This window comes from Streptomyces sp. NPDC050145, assembly GCF_044460245.1.
Lineage (GTDB): Bacteria > Actinomycetota > Actinomycetes > Streptomycetales > Streptomycetaceae > Streptomyces.
Genome location: NZ_JBITJS010000002.1, coordinates 652,875 through 667,893, shown reverse-complemented (window position 1 = coordinate 667,893; position 15,019 = coordinate 652,875). Strand labels below are relative to the sequence as shown.

Below are 15,019 nucleotides of genomic sequence, written 5' to 3'. Positions count from 1 at the left end.
ACCCGACCACCGCCTGATGTGACGGCTCCGGGAGTTGCGTACTGTCCGTGGCCATGGGAACCATCGACTCCGATCTCTATCGCGACATCACCGAATTCGCCCACGACACTCCGTCCTGGTTCCAGGACCTGATGGAGTTGTGGACCGAGATCGGTCTGCTGCTGTTCGCCGTGCTCTTCGTCGCCGCCTGGTGGCGCGCCCGCCGGGGCGATCCCCGGGCCCTCGCCGTGGCCGTGCTCGCGCCGCTGGGCACCGCCGTGGCGTACGTGGCCAGCGAGTTGATCAAATCGGGGATCGACGAGGAGCGGCCCTGCCGCGCGGTCGCCGGGGCGCTGCCCGCCCTGATCGACTGCCCGGCCTACGGGGACTGGTCCTTCCCGAGCAACCACTCGACGATCGGCGCCGCCGCGGCCGTCGGGCTCGCGCTCGCGTGGCCGAAGATCGGCTGGCTGACGGTCCCGATGGCGATCCTCATGGCGTTCTCCCGGGTGTTCGTCGGCGTGCACTACCCGCACGACGTCGCGGCCGGACTGCTGCTCGGCACCCTGGTCGCGTTCCTCGTGGTCGGCCTGTGCGCGCGGCCGGGGGCGCGGGTGGCGATGACCATGCGGGGATCGGGGATCGGACTCGTGCGCTGGTTCGCGGGCCCGGGGAACGGGACCGCCGAGGCCGGCGCGGCGTACGGCTCGGGCTCCGGGCCGGGACGCGGGGCACACCGGCGCTGAGGTTTACGGGGGCGGGGTGCCGGGAGGCGGGGTGCGGGTGCGTCAGGAGAGGGTCCGCGCACCGGCGCCTGGTGGCAAATGGGCGGTCGGGGCGGCGTGGGGGCGGGGAGGCGGGGGTTCGGGCTCGGCGCGCGTGGCAGGATCGGGAGTGCCATGACTGCGCCCACGAAGACCCCCAGCGATCGCTCAGACCTGCACGGACCGGTCATCGACTGGTTCACCGAACACGCCCGTGACCTGCCCTGGCGCCGCTCCACCGCCGGCCCGTGGGGCGTGATGGTCAGCGAGTTCATGCTCCAGCAGACCCCGGTGAACCGCGTGCTGCCCGTGTACGAGCAGTGGCTCACCCGCTGGCCCCGGCCGGCCGATCTCGCCAAGGAGGCCCCCGGCGAGGCCGTCCGCGCGTGGGGACGGCTCGGCTATCCCCGCCGCGCCCTGCGCCTGCACGGCGCCGCCGTGGCCATAACGGAGCGCCACGGCGGGGACGTACCCACCGGGCACGCCCAGCTGCTCGCCCTGCCGGGCATCGGCGAGTACACGGCCGCCGCCGTCGCCTCGTTCGCGTACGGGCAGCGTCACGCCGTCCTGGACACGAACGTGCGGCGGGTCTTCGCGCGCGCCGTGACCGGCGTCCAGTACCCGCCGAACGCCACGACGGCCGCCGAGCGCAAGCTCGCCCGGACGCTGCTGCCGGAGCAGGACGCGACCGCCGCGAGCTGGGCCGCCGCCTCGATGGAGCTGGGCGCGCTGGTGTGCACGGCGAAGAGCGAGGAGTGCCACCGGTGCCCGATCGCCGCCATGTGCGCGTGGCGGCTCGCCGGCAAGCCCGCGCACGAGGGCCCGCCGCGGCGCGGCCAGACGTACGCGGGGACGGACCGTCAGGTGCGGGGCAAGCTGCTCGCCGTGCTCCGGGACGCCACCGGGCCGGTGCCGCAGGCCGCGCTCGACCGGGTCTGGGACGAGCCGGTGCAGCGGGCGCGTGCGCTGGACGGGCTGGTCGACGACGGGCTCGTCGAGCCGCTCGCGGGCGGTCTGTACCGGCTTCCGGCGAGCTGACTCCGGGTCCGTTACACAACCGACGGGCAGCCGTGCGTTTGTCGAAGGCTGGAACGGACAACGCCGTGACAACACCTCCGTAGCTTCTTCTCCGAAGCCGCACACGACCGGTGCGGCCGACGGGGAACGGGCAGGAATCGGGAGGCGGTTGCTCATGTCGCACGGCGGTGAGGTGCTCGAGTTCGAGGAGTACGTCAGGACGCGGCAGGACGCTCTGCTGCGCAGCGCCCGGCGCCTGGTGCCGGACCCGGTCGACGCCCAGGACCTGCTGCAGACCGCGCTCGTGCGGACGTACGGGCGGTGGGACGGCATAGCCGACAAGCGGCTGGCCGACGCCTACCTGCGCCGCGTCATGATCAACACGCGGACCGAGTGGTGGCGGGCGCGCAAGCTCGAAGAGGTGCCGACCGAGCAGCTGCCCGAGTCGGTCGTGGACGACTCGACCGAGCAGCACGCCGACCGCGCCCTGCTGATGGACGTCATGAAGGTGCTGGCTCCGAAGCAGCGCAGTGTCGTGGTGCTGCGACACTGGGAGCAGATGTCCACAGAGGAGACGGCCGCCGCGCTCGGCATGTCGGCCGGAACCGTGAAGAGCACGCTGCACCGGGCGCTCGCCCGGCTCCGCGAGGAGCTGGAGAGCCGCGACCTGGACGCCCGCGCGCTCGAACGGGAGGAGCGGGAGCGTTGCGCGGCCTAGGCATACGTGCCTCTCGGAGCGTCGAAGTACTGAAGGCGGGGAGTCCGGTGGTCGCCGGGTTCGCCGCCCTCGGGCTTTTGGCCGCTCTGCTCGTCGGGTGTTCGGCCGGTGGCACGGGTGCCCGGGACGAGGGACCCGCCAGGACCGCCCCGGTCGCCTCGGCCGTGCCGTCACCGGCCGGCAGCCCCGCCCCCTCCGCGACGCCGAAGACGGTGAACGCGGTGCGGCTGGTGAAGGGCGATCCGAAGGTCAGCGCCGACATCAAGCGCGATCTGAAGCCCTGTGTGGCCGACGAGTACCCCGTCGACGTGAGTTACGGAACGCTGACCGGCGGGCCCGCGAACGATGTCGTGGTGAATGTGATGACCTGCGGAGACGCGGTCGGGATCGGCACGTACGTGTACCGCGACGAGGACGGCACGTATCGGAACGTGTTCCAGGCCGAGGAGCCCCCGGTCTACGCGGAGATCGACCGGGGTGATCTCGTGGTCACCAAGCAGGTGTACGAGAAGGGCGACTCGGTCGCCTCACCCTCGGGCGAAGAGGTCGTCACGTACCGGTGGGACGGGGACCGCTTCGCCCAACAGGGGCGTATTCACAACGACTACAGCCACGCGGTGGGCGGGGAATCCCCCGCTCCGGCCGCCACGGACGACGCCGGCTGAGCACGGCCGAGGATGGGAGACCACATGGGCGAGCGCAAGGGTGAGCAGACCCACGTGCTGTTCGTCGAGGACGACGACGTGATCCGCGAGGCCACCCAGCTCGCCCTGGAGCGGGACGGCTTCGTGGTCACGGCCATGCCGGACGGGCTGGCGGGCCTGGAGGCGTTCCGCGCCGACCGGCCGGACATCGCGCTGCTCGACGTCATGGTGCCGGGCATCGACGGCGTCTCGCTGTGCCGGCGGATCCGCGACGAGTCGACCGTGCCGGTGATCATGCTGTCCGCGCGGGCCGACTCGATCGACGTGGTGCTCGGTCTGGAGGCCGGCGCCGACGACTACGTGACCAAGCCGTTCGACGGGGCCGTGCTCGTGGCCCGGATCCGGGCCGTGCTGCGCCGCTTCGGGCACGCGGGCGGACCGGCCGCGGCGACCGCGGGGGCGGCCGCCGAGCCCGTGGGGACCGACGGGGGCGTGCTGCGCTTCGGCGATCTGGAGATCGACACGGAGGGCATGGAGGTGCGCCGGGACGGGAAGCCGGTGGGGCTGACGCCGACCGAGATGCGGCTGCTGCTCGAGTTCTCCTCCGCGCCCGGCACCGTGCTCTCCCGCGACAAACTCCTGGAGCGGGTGTGGGACTACGGCTGGGGCGGTGACACCCGCGTCGTCGACGTCCACGTCCAGCGACTGCGCACGAAGATCGGCCAGGACCGCATCGAGACGGTCCGCGGCTTCGGCTACAAGCTCAAGGCCTGACCGGCCCGGCTGATGAGGAAGCACATATGAGGGGGACAGCCTTGGGCGCCCGGTTGCGGGGGCTGCTGCCGCGGCGGCTGCGGCAGGGGCTGCACACCGGGGTGCGCTGGAAGATCAGCGTCGCGATCGCGCTGGTCGGCGCGCTCGTCGCGGTGGCCCTGAGCCTGGTGGTGCACAACGCGGCCCGCGTCTCGATGCTGGACAACGCGCGGGACGTGCAGGACGAGCGGATCCAGTTCGTACAGCGCCAGTACGCGGCGCGCGGCGGCAATCTGCCGGTCGGCTTCGAGGTCAACGACCCGTCGCTGCCGCGCGAGCTGCGGATCAAGGCCCTGTCGGGGCGCCGCGCCACCTACGTCTCCGAGTCGGCCGGCGGAGTCCCGGACATCTGGGCCGCGGTCCCGCTCGGCAACGGCGACCTCCTCTCCGTGCACTCCCGTTTCACCGATCGCAGCACCGACGTCATGAAGGACCTGGACCAGGCGCTGATCATCGGCGCGATCTGTGTCGTGTTCGGGGGCAGTGCGCTCGGGGTGCTGATCGGCGGTCAGATGTCGCGCCGGCTGCGCAAGGCGGCGGGCGCCGCCCGGGACGTGGCGCAGGGCCGGGCGGACGTGCGGGTGCGGGACGCGATCGGCGGGGTCGTCCGGGACGAGACCGATGATCTGGCGCAGGCCGTGGACGCGATGGCGGACGCGCTCAGACAGCGGCTGGAGGCCGAGCGCCGGGTCACCGCGGACATCGCGCACGAGCTGCGCACGCCGGTCACGGGTCTGCTGACGGCGGCCGAGCTGCTGCCGGCCGGGCGCCCCAGCGAGCTGGTCAAGGACCGGGCTCAGGCGATGCGCACGCTCGTGGAGGACGTGCTCGAGGTGGCCCGCCTCGACAGTGCGGCGGAGCGGGCCGAGCTGCAGGACATCACGCTCGGCGAGTTCGTCAGCCGGCGGGTCGCGGCGCGGGGCGGCGACGGCATACGGGTCGATGTCGTGCACGAGTCGGAGGTGACGACGGACCCGCGCCGGCTGGAGCGCATCCTGTTCAACCTGCTGGCCAACGCGGCGAAGCACGCGCGGCCGCCGATCGAGGTCAGTGTGGAGGGGCGGGTGGTCCGGGTCCGCGACCACGGGCCCGGCTTCCCCGAGGACCTCCTGGAGGAGGGCCCGAGCCGCTTCCGTACGGGGGCCGCGCATCGCGCGGGGCACGGTCATGGGCTCGGCCTGACCATCGCCGCCGGTCAGGCCCGAGTGCTGGGCGCCCGGCTGACATTCCGCAACGTCCGCGCGCCGGGGGCTCCGCCCGGGACGCCGGCCGATGGAGCCGTGGCCGTGCTCTGGCTCCCCGAACATGCCCCGACGAACACGGGCAGCTTCCCTATGGTCCGGCTCCCGTAGGGGGTCCGCCGGTCTCGTGGCCGGGTGCCGGTCCGGTGGGGGCCGGTCGCGCAGTTCCCCGCGCCCCTGAAGCATGCGCTGCGCGCAGCCTTCATCGGGGAAATGCGACCCGAAGGGTCTGCATTTCAGGGGCGCGGGGAACTGCGCGAGAAGCCCCACCGAGGCGGCACCCGGCGACGAACCCGAAAGCCGCCCCGAGCTCAGTCCCGCGGCGCCGGCGCAGCCCCCCGCAGCGCGACCTCGCGTACGAAGAACGCCGCGACCAACGCCCCCACAGCGATCACGGCCCCCAGCAGGAACGCCGAATGCGTACCGGACGACACAGCGAACTGATACGCATCGCGCACCGGAGCCGGAAGCTTCGCGATCCCCTCGGCATTGAGCTGCGTACCCGCACCGAGCGCCTTCCCGCCCAGCTCCCCCGCCCGCTCCGCCATGACGTGCTTGACGCGGTCGTTGAAGATCGCGCCCATGACAGCGACACCGAACGAGGAGCCGAGCGTGCGGAACAGCGTGGTGGAGGAGGACGCGACGCCCATGTCCTTCAGCTCGACGCTGTTCTGCGCGACGAGCATCGTGATCTGCATGAGGCAGCCCATGCCGGCGCCGAGCACCGCCATGTAGAGCCCGGAGGTGAGCCGGGAGGTCTCCGTGTCCATCTGGGCAAGGAGGAAGAGCCCGGCGATCATGAGCACGCCGCCGACGATCGGGAAGACCTTGTACTTGCCGGTGTTCGTCGTGACCCGGCCCGCGATCAGCGAGACGACCATCATCGAGAGCAGCATCGGCAGGAGCAGGAGCCCGGAGTTGGTCGCGGACGCGCCCTGCACAGACTGCTGGTAGAGCGGCAGGAAGAGCACCGCGCCGAACATCACGAAGCCGGTGATGAAGCCGATGACGGACATCAGCGTGAAGTTGCGGCTGCGGAAGATGTGCAGCGGCATGATCGGTTCGGCGGCCTTGGTCTGCGAGAAGACGAAGCCGACGAGCGAGGCGACGCCGATGCCGATGAGCTCCATGATCACGGCGGAGCCCCAGGCGTACTCGGAGCCGCCCCAGGTGGTGACGAGGACGATCGCGGTGATGCCGACGGTGAGGAGCGCCGCGCCCAGATAGTCGATCTTTCCGGAGGAGCGCTTCTTCGGGAGGTGCAGCACCGCGGTGATCATGACGAGGGCGACCGCGCCGATCGGCAGGTTGATGTAGAAGGCCCAGCGCCAGCCGAGGTGGTCGGTGATGGTGCCGCCGACGAGCGGTCCGCCGATCATGGCGAGCGCCATGACGCCGGCCATCATGCCCTGGTACTTGCCGCGTTCCCGGGGCGGGATCAGGTCGCCGATGATCGCCATGACGCCGACCATCAGACCGCCGGCACCCAGGCCCTGGACGGCGCGGAAGGCGATGAGCTGGCTCATGTCCTGGGCCATGCCGCTGGTCGCGGAGCCGATCAGGAAGATCACGATGGAGGTCAGGAAGGCGCCCTTCCTGCCGTACATGTCGCCGAGCTTGCCCCAGATCGGGGTGGAGGCGGCGGTGGCGAGCGTGTAGGCGGTGACCACCCAGGAGAGGTGCTCGAGGCCGCCGAGATCGCCGACGATCGTCGGCATCGCGGTGCCGACGATCATGTTGTCGAGCATGGCGAGCAGCATGGCGATCATCAGCGCCATGAGCACGACGCGCACACTGCGCGGCTGCTTCGCCTGCTCCTTCACCTGCTCCTGGTCTCGTATAGCTGCTTCGGCCATGATCCCCACTCCCCCGGGTCGAGCTGAGAGACGTCGTACTGAGAAACGTCGTGCTGAGAAACGTCGTGCGGTGAGACGGGACTTACTTGTCGCCCGGCTAGTTGCTTACAATGGGGAAAGTAGAGCGACTACTAGCCGGGCGTCAAGTAAGTTTTCTCCCAAGAGGACGCCAGGGGGACGAGAGAGGCAGCCGGCCGATGGTCACGGGCAGCAGCAAGCCGCGCCGCGGGAACACCCGCCAGCGCATTCAGGACGTGACCCTGGAGCTCATCGCGGAGCAGGGATACGAGAAGACGTCCCTGCGGGAGATCTCCGAGCGGCTCGGCGTCACGAAGGCGGCGCTCTACTACCACTTCAAGACCAAGGAAGACATCGTCGTCAGCCTGTTCACGGACCTGATGACGCCGATCGACGACCTGATCGCGTGGGCGAAGGAGCAGCCGCCGACCCTGGAGACGAAGCGCGAGATCCTGACCCGTTACAGCCTCGCGCTGGTCGGGGCGGCCCCGCTCTTCCGCTTCATGCACGAGAACCAGGCGACGCTGCGCGAGCTGAGCATCGGCGAGAACTTCAAGTCCCGGATGCAGGAGCTGATCGCCTACCTGCCGCCCGAGGACGCCTCGCTGACCGACCGGGTCCGCTGCATCAGCGCGCTGTTCTCGATGCACGCCGGGATGTTCGTCCTCCAGGACGACGAGAGCGACCCCGAGGAGCGGCGCAAGGCCGTCCTCGAGGTCGCCACGGGCCTGATCGTTCAGGCCCACCAGCACGGAGGCTGAATCAGACGCGCACGCCCTGCTTGTTGAGGAACGCGACGGGGTTCACGGCCGAGCCGTAGTTCGGCGTGGTGCGGATCTCGAAGTGCAGGTGCGGGCCGCTGGAGTTGCCGGTGTTGCCGGACAGGGCGATGTGCTGGCCCGTGGAGACGGTCTGGCCGACGCGGACGTCGATCCGGGACAGGTGCGCGTACTGGGAGTACGTGCCGTTGGAGTGCTTGATCACGATGGCGTTGCCGTACGCCGGACCGTCACCGGCGCCGTTGCCGCCGGTCTTGACGACGGTGCCGCTGTGCACGGCCTTCACGTTGGTGCCGATCGGCACGGCGAAGTCCTGGCCGGAGTGCTTGCCGGTGGACCACATGCTGCCGCCCTGGGCGTAGCCGGCGGAGAGCGTGTACTTGCTGACCGGGTCGATCCAGGAGGCGGCCTTCTTGGCGGCGGCCTGCTTCACGGAGGCGGCCTTGGCCTTCGTGGTGGAGGCGGCCTTGGCCTGAGCGGCGGCCTGCGCCTTCACGACGGTGGCGGTGGTGGTCGCCGGGGCGCCGCCCGCCTGGGGGGCACCGGCGGCGAGCGCGGCCCCGCTGCCCAGAACGGCGGACATTCCGAGACCGGCGGCCACGACAGCGGCGCGCTTGCGGAAGACCGACGTGCCGGGACGGAGGGACGTGATGCGCTGCGACATGCGGGAGACCTCTTCGAGCTTCGGGGACATTCGGGTCCTGCCGCCCACCGGCCCGGGACGGGCCCGACGGGCATGAAGGGACCCGGCACACGTCCTCGTGTCACCGGGTCGGCCATCCCTTGGTAACCCGACTCCCCGGCTCCGCCCAAAAGCCTCATCTACTACGAAAGCTCGTACCGGAGCCCCGGCCGGTATACCCCTTGACGCCCCTCACGCCCGATTCATCCCCTGCCGGATTTATCCCTCGATCGCGGGTTTACGCCCACTTCGCGGCCGTGCGGCACGGCCTCTCGGGGCCCCCACCCTCACCCAAACCTCAAAACGGACAAATCACCAGAACCCATCAGGCGCGTAACGACGACCCACCCCTCCGCCCGGTCCACTATTCCGCCTAGTACCGGACAAAACGCCTGTGCGGCATGTCACCGGGGCGCAAGATCGAGAGACCCCCGGTTGTGACCGGGGCTACAGATCCACGCCTCTCCGGCGCCCTCAACTCCCCTGCCCGACAGGCACGGTGTCCCTACTGTCGGTGCGCAAACCCTGGACACTACCCACCGGTAACCCTACGGTTCCTCTCGCGCCACCCTCGCCGACAAGCATGCACGCGACAACTTCAGCGTGACCGGACGTGAGAGGAACCCCCCGCACATGACGCCCCCGCACCGCACCTGGACCCGCCGAGCCTCCGTCATAGGCATCTCGGCGACCGCCGTGCTCACCCTGGCGATGCCGGCCCAGGCCGCTACGGCCACGACAACAGACACGGCGGCCGCCACGGCGACCACGACCGGCGACGTCGACTACGCGACCTGGCAGCGCGACTGCCAGGCCGTCGCCGACCAGGCCCTGCCCTACCTGAAGGACCGCATCGCGCACTCCCGCCCCGGCGAGAAGCAGGCCATGGTGTTCGACATCGACAACACCACCCTGGAGTCGGACTACGGCTTCCACTACCCGGCGCCCGCGAACAAGCCGGTCCTCGCCCTCGCCGAGTACGCCCGGGAGCACGGCGTCGCGATGTTCTTCGTGACGGCCCGCCCCGGGATCATCAAGGGCGTCACGGACTACAACCTCAAGCACGTCGGCTACGAGGTCGACGGACTGTACGTCCGCGGCTTCGTCGACCTCTTCAAGGACGTCGCCGACTACAAGACGGCCCAGCGCGCCGCGATCGAGGCGAAGGGCTACACGATCATCGCGAACGTCGGCAACAACACCACGGACCTGACCGGCGGGCACGCGGAGCGCACGTACAAGCTCCCGGACTACGACGGCCAGCTCTCGTAACCCGTACGGCGCAGAAAAGCGTGAGGGGCCGGTGCTCATCAAGAGCACCGGCCCCTCACGTCATGGCCTGCTGAGGCCGGAGGCTTACGCCTCCTTGCTCAGGTTCGGTCCGGCACCGCCGCCGGCCGCCTGCTCGATCGGCGGGACGTCGGGCAGCGCCGACTTCTCCTCACCGCGGAAGGTGAAGGTCTTGCTCTCGCCCTCGCCCTCCGTGTCGACGACCACGATGTGGCCGGGGCGCAGCTCGCCGAAGAGGATCTTCTCCGAGAGGGTGTCCTCGACCTCGCGCTGGATCGTGCGACGCAGCGGACGCGCGCCCAGCACCGGGTCGTAGCCCTTCTTGGAGAGGAGCTCCTTGGCGGACTGGGAGAGCTCGATGCCCATGTCCCGGTCCTTGAGGCGCTCGTCCACCTTGCCGATCATCAGGTCGACGATCGCGAGGATGTCCTCCTGAGTGAGCTGCGGGAAGACGACCACGTCGTCGACGCGGTTGAGGAACTCGGGGCGGAAGTGCTGCTTGAGCTCGTCCGAGACCTTGTTCTTCATGCGCTCGTAGTTGGTCTTCGTGTCGCCCTGGGCCGCGAAGCCCAGGTTGAAGCCCTTCGAGATGTCACGGGTTCCAAGGTTGGTCGTCATGATGATGACCGTGTTCTTGAAGTCCACGACGCGGCCCTGGGAGTCGGTCAGGCGACCGTCCTCCAGGATCTGGAGCAGCGAGTTGAAGATGTCCGGGTGGGCCTTCTCGACCTCGTCGAAGAGGACGACGGAGAACGGCTTGCGGCGCACCTTCTCGGTGAGCTGGCCGCCCTCCTCGTAGCCCACGTAGCCGGGGGGCGAACCGAAGAGACGCGAGACGGTGTGCTTCTCGCTGAACTCCGACATGTCGAGGGAGATCAGCGCGTCCTCGTCGCCGAAGAGGAACTCGGCGAGCGCCTTGGACAGCTCGGTCTTACCGACACCGGACGGGCCGGCGAAGATGAACGAGCCACCCGGACGCTTCGGGTCCTTCAGACCGGCGCGGGTACGGCGGATCGCCTTCGAGAGCGCCTTGACGGCGTCCTTCTGGCCGATGACGCGCTTGTGGAGCTCGTCCTCCATGCGCAGCAGACGCGAGGACTCCTCCTCGGTCAGCTTGAAGACCGGGATGCCGGTGGCGGTCGCGAGGACCTCGGCGATCAGATCGCCGTCGACCTCCGCGACGACGTCCATGTCGCCGGCCTTCCACTCCTTCTCGCGCTTGGCCTTGGCGGCGAGGAGCTGCTTCTCCTTGTCGCGCAGCGAGGCGGCCTTCTCGAAGTCCTGCGAGTCGATCGCGGACTCCTTGTCGCGGCGCACGTCCGCGATCTTCTCGTCGAACTCGCGGAGGTCCGGCGGCGCGGTCATCCGGCGGATGCGCATCCGGGAGCCGGCCTCGTCGATCAGGTCGATCGCCTTGTCCGGCAGGAAGCGGTCCGAGATGTACCGGTCGGCCAGCGTCGCGGCCTGGACGAGGGCCTCGTCCGTGATGGAGACGCGGTGGTGGGCCTCGTACCGGTCGCGCAGACCCTTGAGGATCTCGATGGTGTGCGGCAGCGACGGCTCGGCGACCTGGATGGGCTGGAAGCGGCGCTCGAGCGCGGCGTCCTTCTCCAGGTGCTTGCGGTACTCGTCGAGCGTGGTGGCACCGATGGTCTGGAGCTCACCGCGGGCCAGCATCGGCTTGAGGATCGAGGCGGCGTCGATGGCGCCCTCGGCGGCACCCGCACCGACCAGCGTGTGGAGCTCGTCGATGAACAGGATGATGTCGCCGCGGGTGCGGATCTCCTTGAGGACCTTCTTCAGGCGCTCCTCGAAGTCACCGCGGTAGCGGGAGCCGGCGACCAGCGCGCCCAGGTCGAGGGTGTAGAGGTGCTTGTCCTTGAGGGTCTCGGGCACCTCGCCCTTGACGATGGCCTGCGCGAGGCCCTCGACGACGGCGGTCTTGCCGACGCCGGGCTCACCGATCAGGACCGGGTTGTTCTTGGTGCGGCGCGACAGGACCTGCATCACGCGCTCGATCTCCTTCTCGCGCCCGATGACCGGGTCGAGCTTGGACTCACGAGCGGCCTGCGTCAGGTTGCGGCCGAACTGGTCGAGGACCAGGGACGTCGAGGGGGTGCCCTCGGCAGGGCCGCCCGCGGTGGCGGTCTCCTTGCCCTGGTAGCCGGAGAGCAGCTGGATGACCTGCTGCCGCACCCGGTTGAGGTCTGCGCCCAGCTTGACCAGGACCTGGGCGGCGACGCCCTCGCCCTCACGGATCAGGCCGAGCAGGATGTGCTCCGTGCCGATGTAGTTGTGGCCCAGCTGAAGGGCCTCGCGGAGCGACAGCTCCAGGACCTTCTTGGCACGGGGGGTGAAGGGAATGTGCCCGGACGGGGCCTGCTGGCCCTGACCGATGATCTCCTCCACCTGCTGGCGGACCGCCTCGAGCGAAATCCCGAGGCTCTCCAGGGCCTTAGCGGCGACACCCTCACCCTCGTGGATCAGGCCCAGGAGAATGTGCTCGGTGCCGATGTAGTTGTGGTTGAGCATCCGGGCTTCTTCCTGAGCCAGGACGACAACCCGCCGCGCGCGGTCGGTGAACCTCTCGAACATCGTTAATCGCTCCTCAGAGCGGTCAGGCAGTAAGGGGGCTGTCCCCTCCCTGTCCTTCCGCAGCTTAGTCCCGCAAGCGGGGACCGCTCATTCCAACTGCCGACACCCGTTCATGGCCTCCTGCCCCGAACGCCGACATCTGCTCCAACCCGATGGTGCGAGACGATGTTCCCGCAGGCCAGGCAGATACCCTCACCATCACTACGCCGATGGCGAACGCGAGCCGCCCGACCGGTGCGTGTCGCCCCTCCCACTAGGGATGTCTTACCCGCAGGGACTGACACTCCATGCGGCGCACGCCGGTTCCCTCCGCTACGGGCGAACACCCTTGCGCCACTCGCCACGCCTCACGCGCCCTTCGGCGGCCACGTTCCGCGTCCGGATCGGCACGATGCGTAACCCGAAACGGCTCCGCACGGTTTCTCCTGGCATGGTTCCCTCGCCGCGAAGCACGTCGCACAGCACGTCGGGAAGCACGTCGCCGCGCACCACGGTCCCGGTCCCGCGCCGCCCGATGCGGGTCCGCCAGGACCTGGTGCGGCGCTGGTACGAGGACGAGCTGGGCTGGGCCGCCGTATCCGGGCCCGAAGGCGTACGGCTGCGCACGGGGCTGCGGTTCGACGTCCTGGAGGTGCCGGCCGACGCCGGGTTCGCGATGCTGCGCCGGCTCGATCCCCGCTCGCCGGTGGCCGTGCACGGGGAGACGATGCAGCTGCTGGTCGCGGCGGGCGCCGCGGACGAACTGCCGGGGCTGCTCGACTGGCTGGAGTGGGGGGCGCTGCCCCTGGATCTCGTGGCCGTCGGGGCGGGCGGCTTCATGGCCGCGCCGACGCCCCCGGGGTGGTCCGGCACGCAGGAGGCCGCGGTGTGGGTGCGGCCCCCCGAGCCCGGGCGCGAGGCGGAACCGGTGCTCCCGGCTCTGACGACGTTGGCGGCCTGTCCGGCCGGGTCGGTCGTGGGGGGCGGTGGGGGCGCCCCCGATCTCGTACGACTCGTGGACACGGCGGCGACTCACTGCCACCGGGCCCGGCTGCGTCGTGCACGGTCGGGACCGACGGCTCAGCCGTTGGCCTTCTCGTAGGCCTCACGGACCTTCTGCGGAACGCGGCCGCGGTCGTTGACCTCGTGGCCGTTCTCCTTGGCCCAGGCGCGGATGGCCGCGGTGTCCTGGTTGCCACCCGACGCGGCGCGGGCCTTGCCCCGACCGCTCGCGGCACGACCCCCGGTGCGGCGGCCGCCCTTGAGGTACGGGTCGAGCAGACCGCGGAGCTTGTCCGCGTTGGCGGTGGTGAGGTCGATCTCGTAGGTCTTGCCGTCGAGCGCGAACGTCACGGTCTCGTCCGCCTCGCCGCCGTCGAGGTCATCGACAAGAAGGACCTGAACCTTCTGTGCCACCGGATTTCCTTTCATCGAAATCTGAAGGGCCGGCCCCCCTGCGACCGCGGCCGCTGTATCGCCGTCCCCTTGTTATAAGCACTACTGCAGTACGTCGGAAAGCAAACCGCTTTTGCCCGAAAAACACAAACCCCTGGCCGGGATACGCTGCCCAGCACAGCCGGGAACATGCGCGTAACGGACATTCAGACATAGTGAAGCGCCGTGTACGGCTGCACTGAATACCGAACAGCGATGATCACAGATGCAGAAGCATCCGGCTGTTGCCCAGGGTGTTCGGTTTCACTCGTTCGAGACCGAGGAACTCCGCGACGCCCTCGTCATAGGAACGCAGGAGCTCACTGTAGACATCGGTGTCGACGGTATCTACGGGAGTCTCACCGATCTCCACGAAGCCGTGCTTCGCGAAGAACTCGACTTCGAAGGTGAGGCAGAAAACGCGGCGAACACCGATCCAGCGCGCGGTCTGCAGCAGCTTCTCCAGTACCTGGTGCCCCACACCGGCGCCCTTGACCTGAGGATTCACCGCGAGGGTGCGCACTTCCGCGAGGTCTTCCCACATGATGTGGAGCGCGCCGCAGCCGACCACCTCGGCGTTGTCGTCACGTTCCGCGACCCAGAACTCCTGGATGTCCTCGTAAAGCGTGACGGTGGCTTTGTCGAGCAGGATCCCCTGGCGGCTGTAGGCGTCGAGCAGTCGGCGCACCGCCGGGACATCGGCGGTGCGGGCCCTGCGTACCGTGATGGCTTTAGGGGCGGATTCGCCGCCGGTCTCGACTTCGGGGAGCTCTGGTGCCATGAGCGGACGCTATCGCCCGGGCTCGCCGTCCGCTTCCCCGGGTCCCGGGCGGACTTCGGGCTGAACGATGCGCATGGCGTCCCGGAGCGCTTCCCGCTGCTCCGGCGACATCATGCCGAAGAAGGCGACGAGGGCCGCCGCCGGGTTGTCGCTCTGACTCCAGGCCTCGTTCATGAGGGCGGCCGAGTAGGCGGCGCGGGTGGAGACGGCCTCATATCGATAGGCCCGGCCTTCCGCCTCGCGGCGCACCCAGCCCTTCTGGTGGAGATTGTCCAGAACGGTCATGACCGTCGTGTACGCGATCGACCGTTCCTGCTGGAGATCCTCCAGCACTTCTCGCACGGTCACCGGGCGGTTCCACTTCCACACCCGTGTCATCACTGCGTCTTCGAGTTCTCCCAGGGGGCGCGGCACGAACAGCACAATAGT

The 15,019-nt window shown here is 69.6% G+C and carries 15 protein-coding genes; 9 read left to right on the top strand and 6 right to left on the bottom strand.

The genetic code is table 11. From position 1 onward, the window contains the following. Positions 1 to 53: 53 nt before the first annotated feature. The 6 genes from ACIBTU_RS06600 (at position 54) to cseC (ending at position 5,287) form a co-directional block, all read left to right on the top strand. Positions 54 to 725: a phosphatase PAP2 family protein gene (locus ACIBTU_RS06600; protein WP_399124791.1), complete on the top strand. Its 672-nt coding sequence runs from the start codon at positions 54 to 56 to the stop codon at positions 723 to 725. Positions 726 to 878: 153 nt separating this feature from the next. Next, a complete protein-coding gene (locus ACIBTU_RS06595) occupies positions 879 to 1,781 on the top strand; it encodes an A/G-specific adenine glycosylase (protein ID WP_399124790.1) in 903 nt (300 codons plus the stop codon). A gap of 154 nt (positions 1,782 to 1,935) precedes the next feature. Further along, complete coding sequence (locus ACIBTU_RS06590; RefSeq protein ID WP_188338303.1) at positions 1,936 to 2,478, top strand: SigE family RNA polymerase sigma factor; 543 nt, start codon at positions 1,936 to 1,938, stop codon at positions 2,476 to 2,478. Further along, positions 2,466 to 3,143 (top strand): hypothetical protein, encoded by a 678-nt coding sequence (locus ACIBTU_RS06585; RefSeq protein WP_399124789.1) that lies wholly within the window; start codon positions 2,466 to 2,468, stop codon positions 3,141 to 3,143. The genes ACIBTU_RS06590 and ACIBTU_RS06585 overlap by 13 nt, the downstream gene beginning before the upstream one ends. A 24-nt stretch (positions 3,144 to 3,167) precedes the next feature. After that, positions 3,168 to 3,896, top strand: coding sequence for a two-component system response regulator CseB (cseB, locus tag ACIBTU_RS06580; protein WP_399124788.1), 729 nt, complete (start codon positions 3,168 to 3,170; stop codon positions 3,894 to 3,896). Between the two features lie 26 nt (positions 3,897 to 3,922). Next, positions 3,923 to 5,287, top strand: coding sequence for a two-component system sensor histidine kinase CseC (cseC, locus tag ACIBTU_RS06575; RefSeq protein ID WP_399124787.1), 1,365 nt, complete (start codon positions 3,923 to 3,925; stop codon positions 5,285 to 5,287). Positions 5,288 to 5,487: 200 nt separating this feature from the next. Here cseC and ACIBTU_RS06570 read toward each other — a convergent pair whose 3' ends face one another. Beyond that, entirely contained in the window at positions 5,488 to 7,032 is a 1,545-nt protein-coding gene (locus ACIBTU_RS06570; RefSeq protein ID WP_399124786.1) for an MDR family MFS transporter, read from the bottom strand. A 197-nt stretch (positions 7,033 to 7,229) separates the two neighbouring features. Between ACIBTU_RS06570 and ACIBTU_RS06565 the strand changes: the two genes are divergently transcribed. Then, entirely contained in the window at positions 7,230 to 7,811 is a 582-nt protein-coding gene (locus ACIBTU_RS06565; RefSeq protein WP_399124785.1) for a TetR/AcrR family transcriptional regulator, read from the top strand. 1 nt (position 7,812) lies between these two features. Here the strand turns inward: ACIBTU_RS06565 and ACIBTU_RS06560 are convergent, their stop codons facing one another. Next, entirely contained in the window at positions 7,813 to 8,493 is a 681-nt protein-coding gene (locus tag ACIBTU_RS06560) for a M23 family metallopeptidase (protein ID WP_399124824.1), read from the bottom strand. Positions 8,494 to 9,144: 651 nt separating this feature from the next. Between ACIBTU_RS06560 and ACIBTU_RS06555 the strand changes: the two genes are divergently transcribed. Beyond that, on the top strand, positions 9,145 to 9,783 hold the full coding sequence (locus ACIBTU_RS06555) for an HAD family acid phosphatase (RefSeq protein ID WP_399124784.1): 639 nt from the start codon (positions 9,145 to 9,147) through the stop codon (positions 9,781 to 9,783). A gap of 84 nt (positions 9,784 to 9,867) precedes the next feature. Here the strand turns inward: ACIBTU_RS06555 and ACIBTU_RS06550 are convergent, their stop codons facing one another. Then, a complete protein-coding gene (locus tag ACIBTU_RS06550) occupies positions 9,868 to 12,396 on the bottom strand; it encodes an ATP-dependent Clp protease ATP-binding subunit (RefSeq protein ID WP_399124783.1) in 2,529 nt (842 codons plus the stop codon). Between the two features lie 430 nt (positions 12,397 to 12,826). Between ACIBTU_RS06550 and ACIBTU_RS06545 the strand changes: the two genes are divergently transcribed. Further along, positions 12,827 to 13,477 carry an SCO3374 family protein gene (locus ACIBTU_RS06545; protein WP_399124782.1) on the top strand — a complete coding sequence of 217 codons (651 nt, stop codon included), beginning with the start codon at positions 12,827 to 12,829 and terminating at the stop codon, positions 13,475 to 13,477. Here ACIBTU_RS06545 and ACIBTU_RS06540 read toward each other — a convergent pair. The 3 genes from ACIBTU_RS06540 to ACIBTU_RS06530 form a co-directional block, all read right to left on the bottom strand. Then, positions 13,456 to 13,791 (bottom strand): Lsr2 family protein, encoded by a 336-nt coding sequence (locus tag ACIBTU_RS06540; RefSeq protein ID WP_188338295.1) that lies wholly within the window; start codon positions 13,789 to 13,791, stop codon positions 13,456 to 13,458. The genes ACIBTU_RS06545 and ACIBTU_RS06540 overlap by 22 nt on opposite strands. Before the next feature lie 238 nt (positions 13,792 to 14,029). Continuing rightward, positions 14,030 to 14,590, bottom strand: coding sequence for an amino-acid N-acetyltransferase (locus ACIBTU_RS06535; protein WP_188338294.1), 561 nt, complete (start codon positions 14,588 to 14,590; stop codon positions 14,030 to 14,032). A gap of 9 nt (positions 14,591 to 14,599) precedes the next feature. Beyond that, positions 14,600 to 15,004, bottom strand: a complete 405-nt coding sequence (locus ACIBTU_RS06530) for a BlaI/MecI/CopY family transcriptional regulator (protein WP_188341489.1) — start codon at positions 15,002 to 15,004, stop codon at positions 14,600 to 14,602. Positions 15,005 to 15,019: the final 15 nt, after the last annotated feature.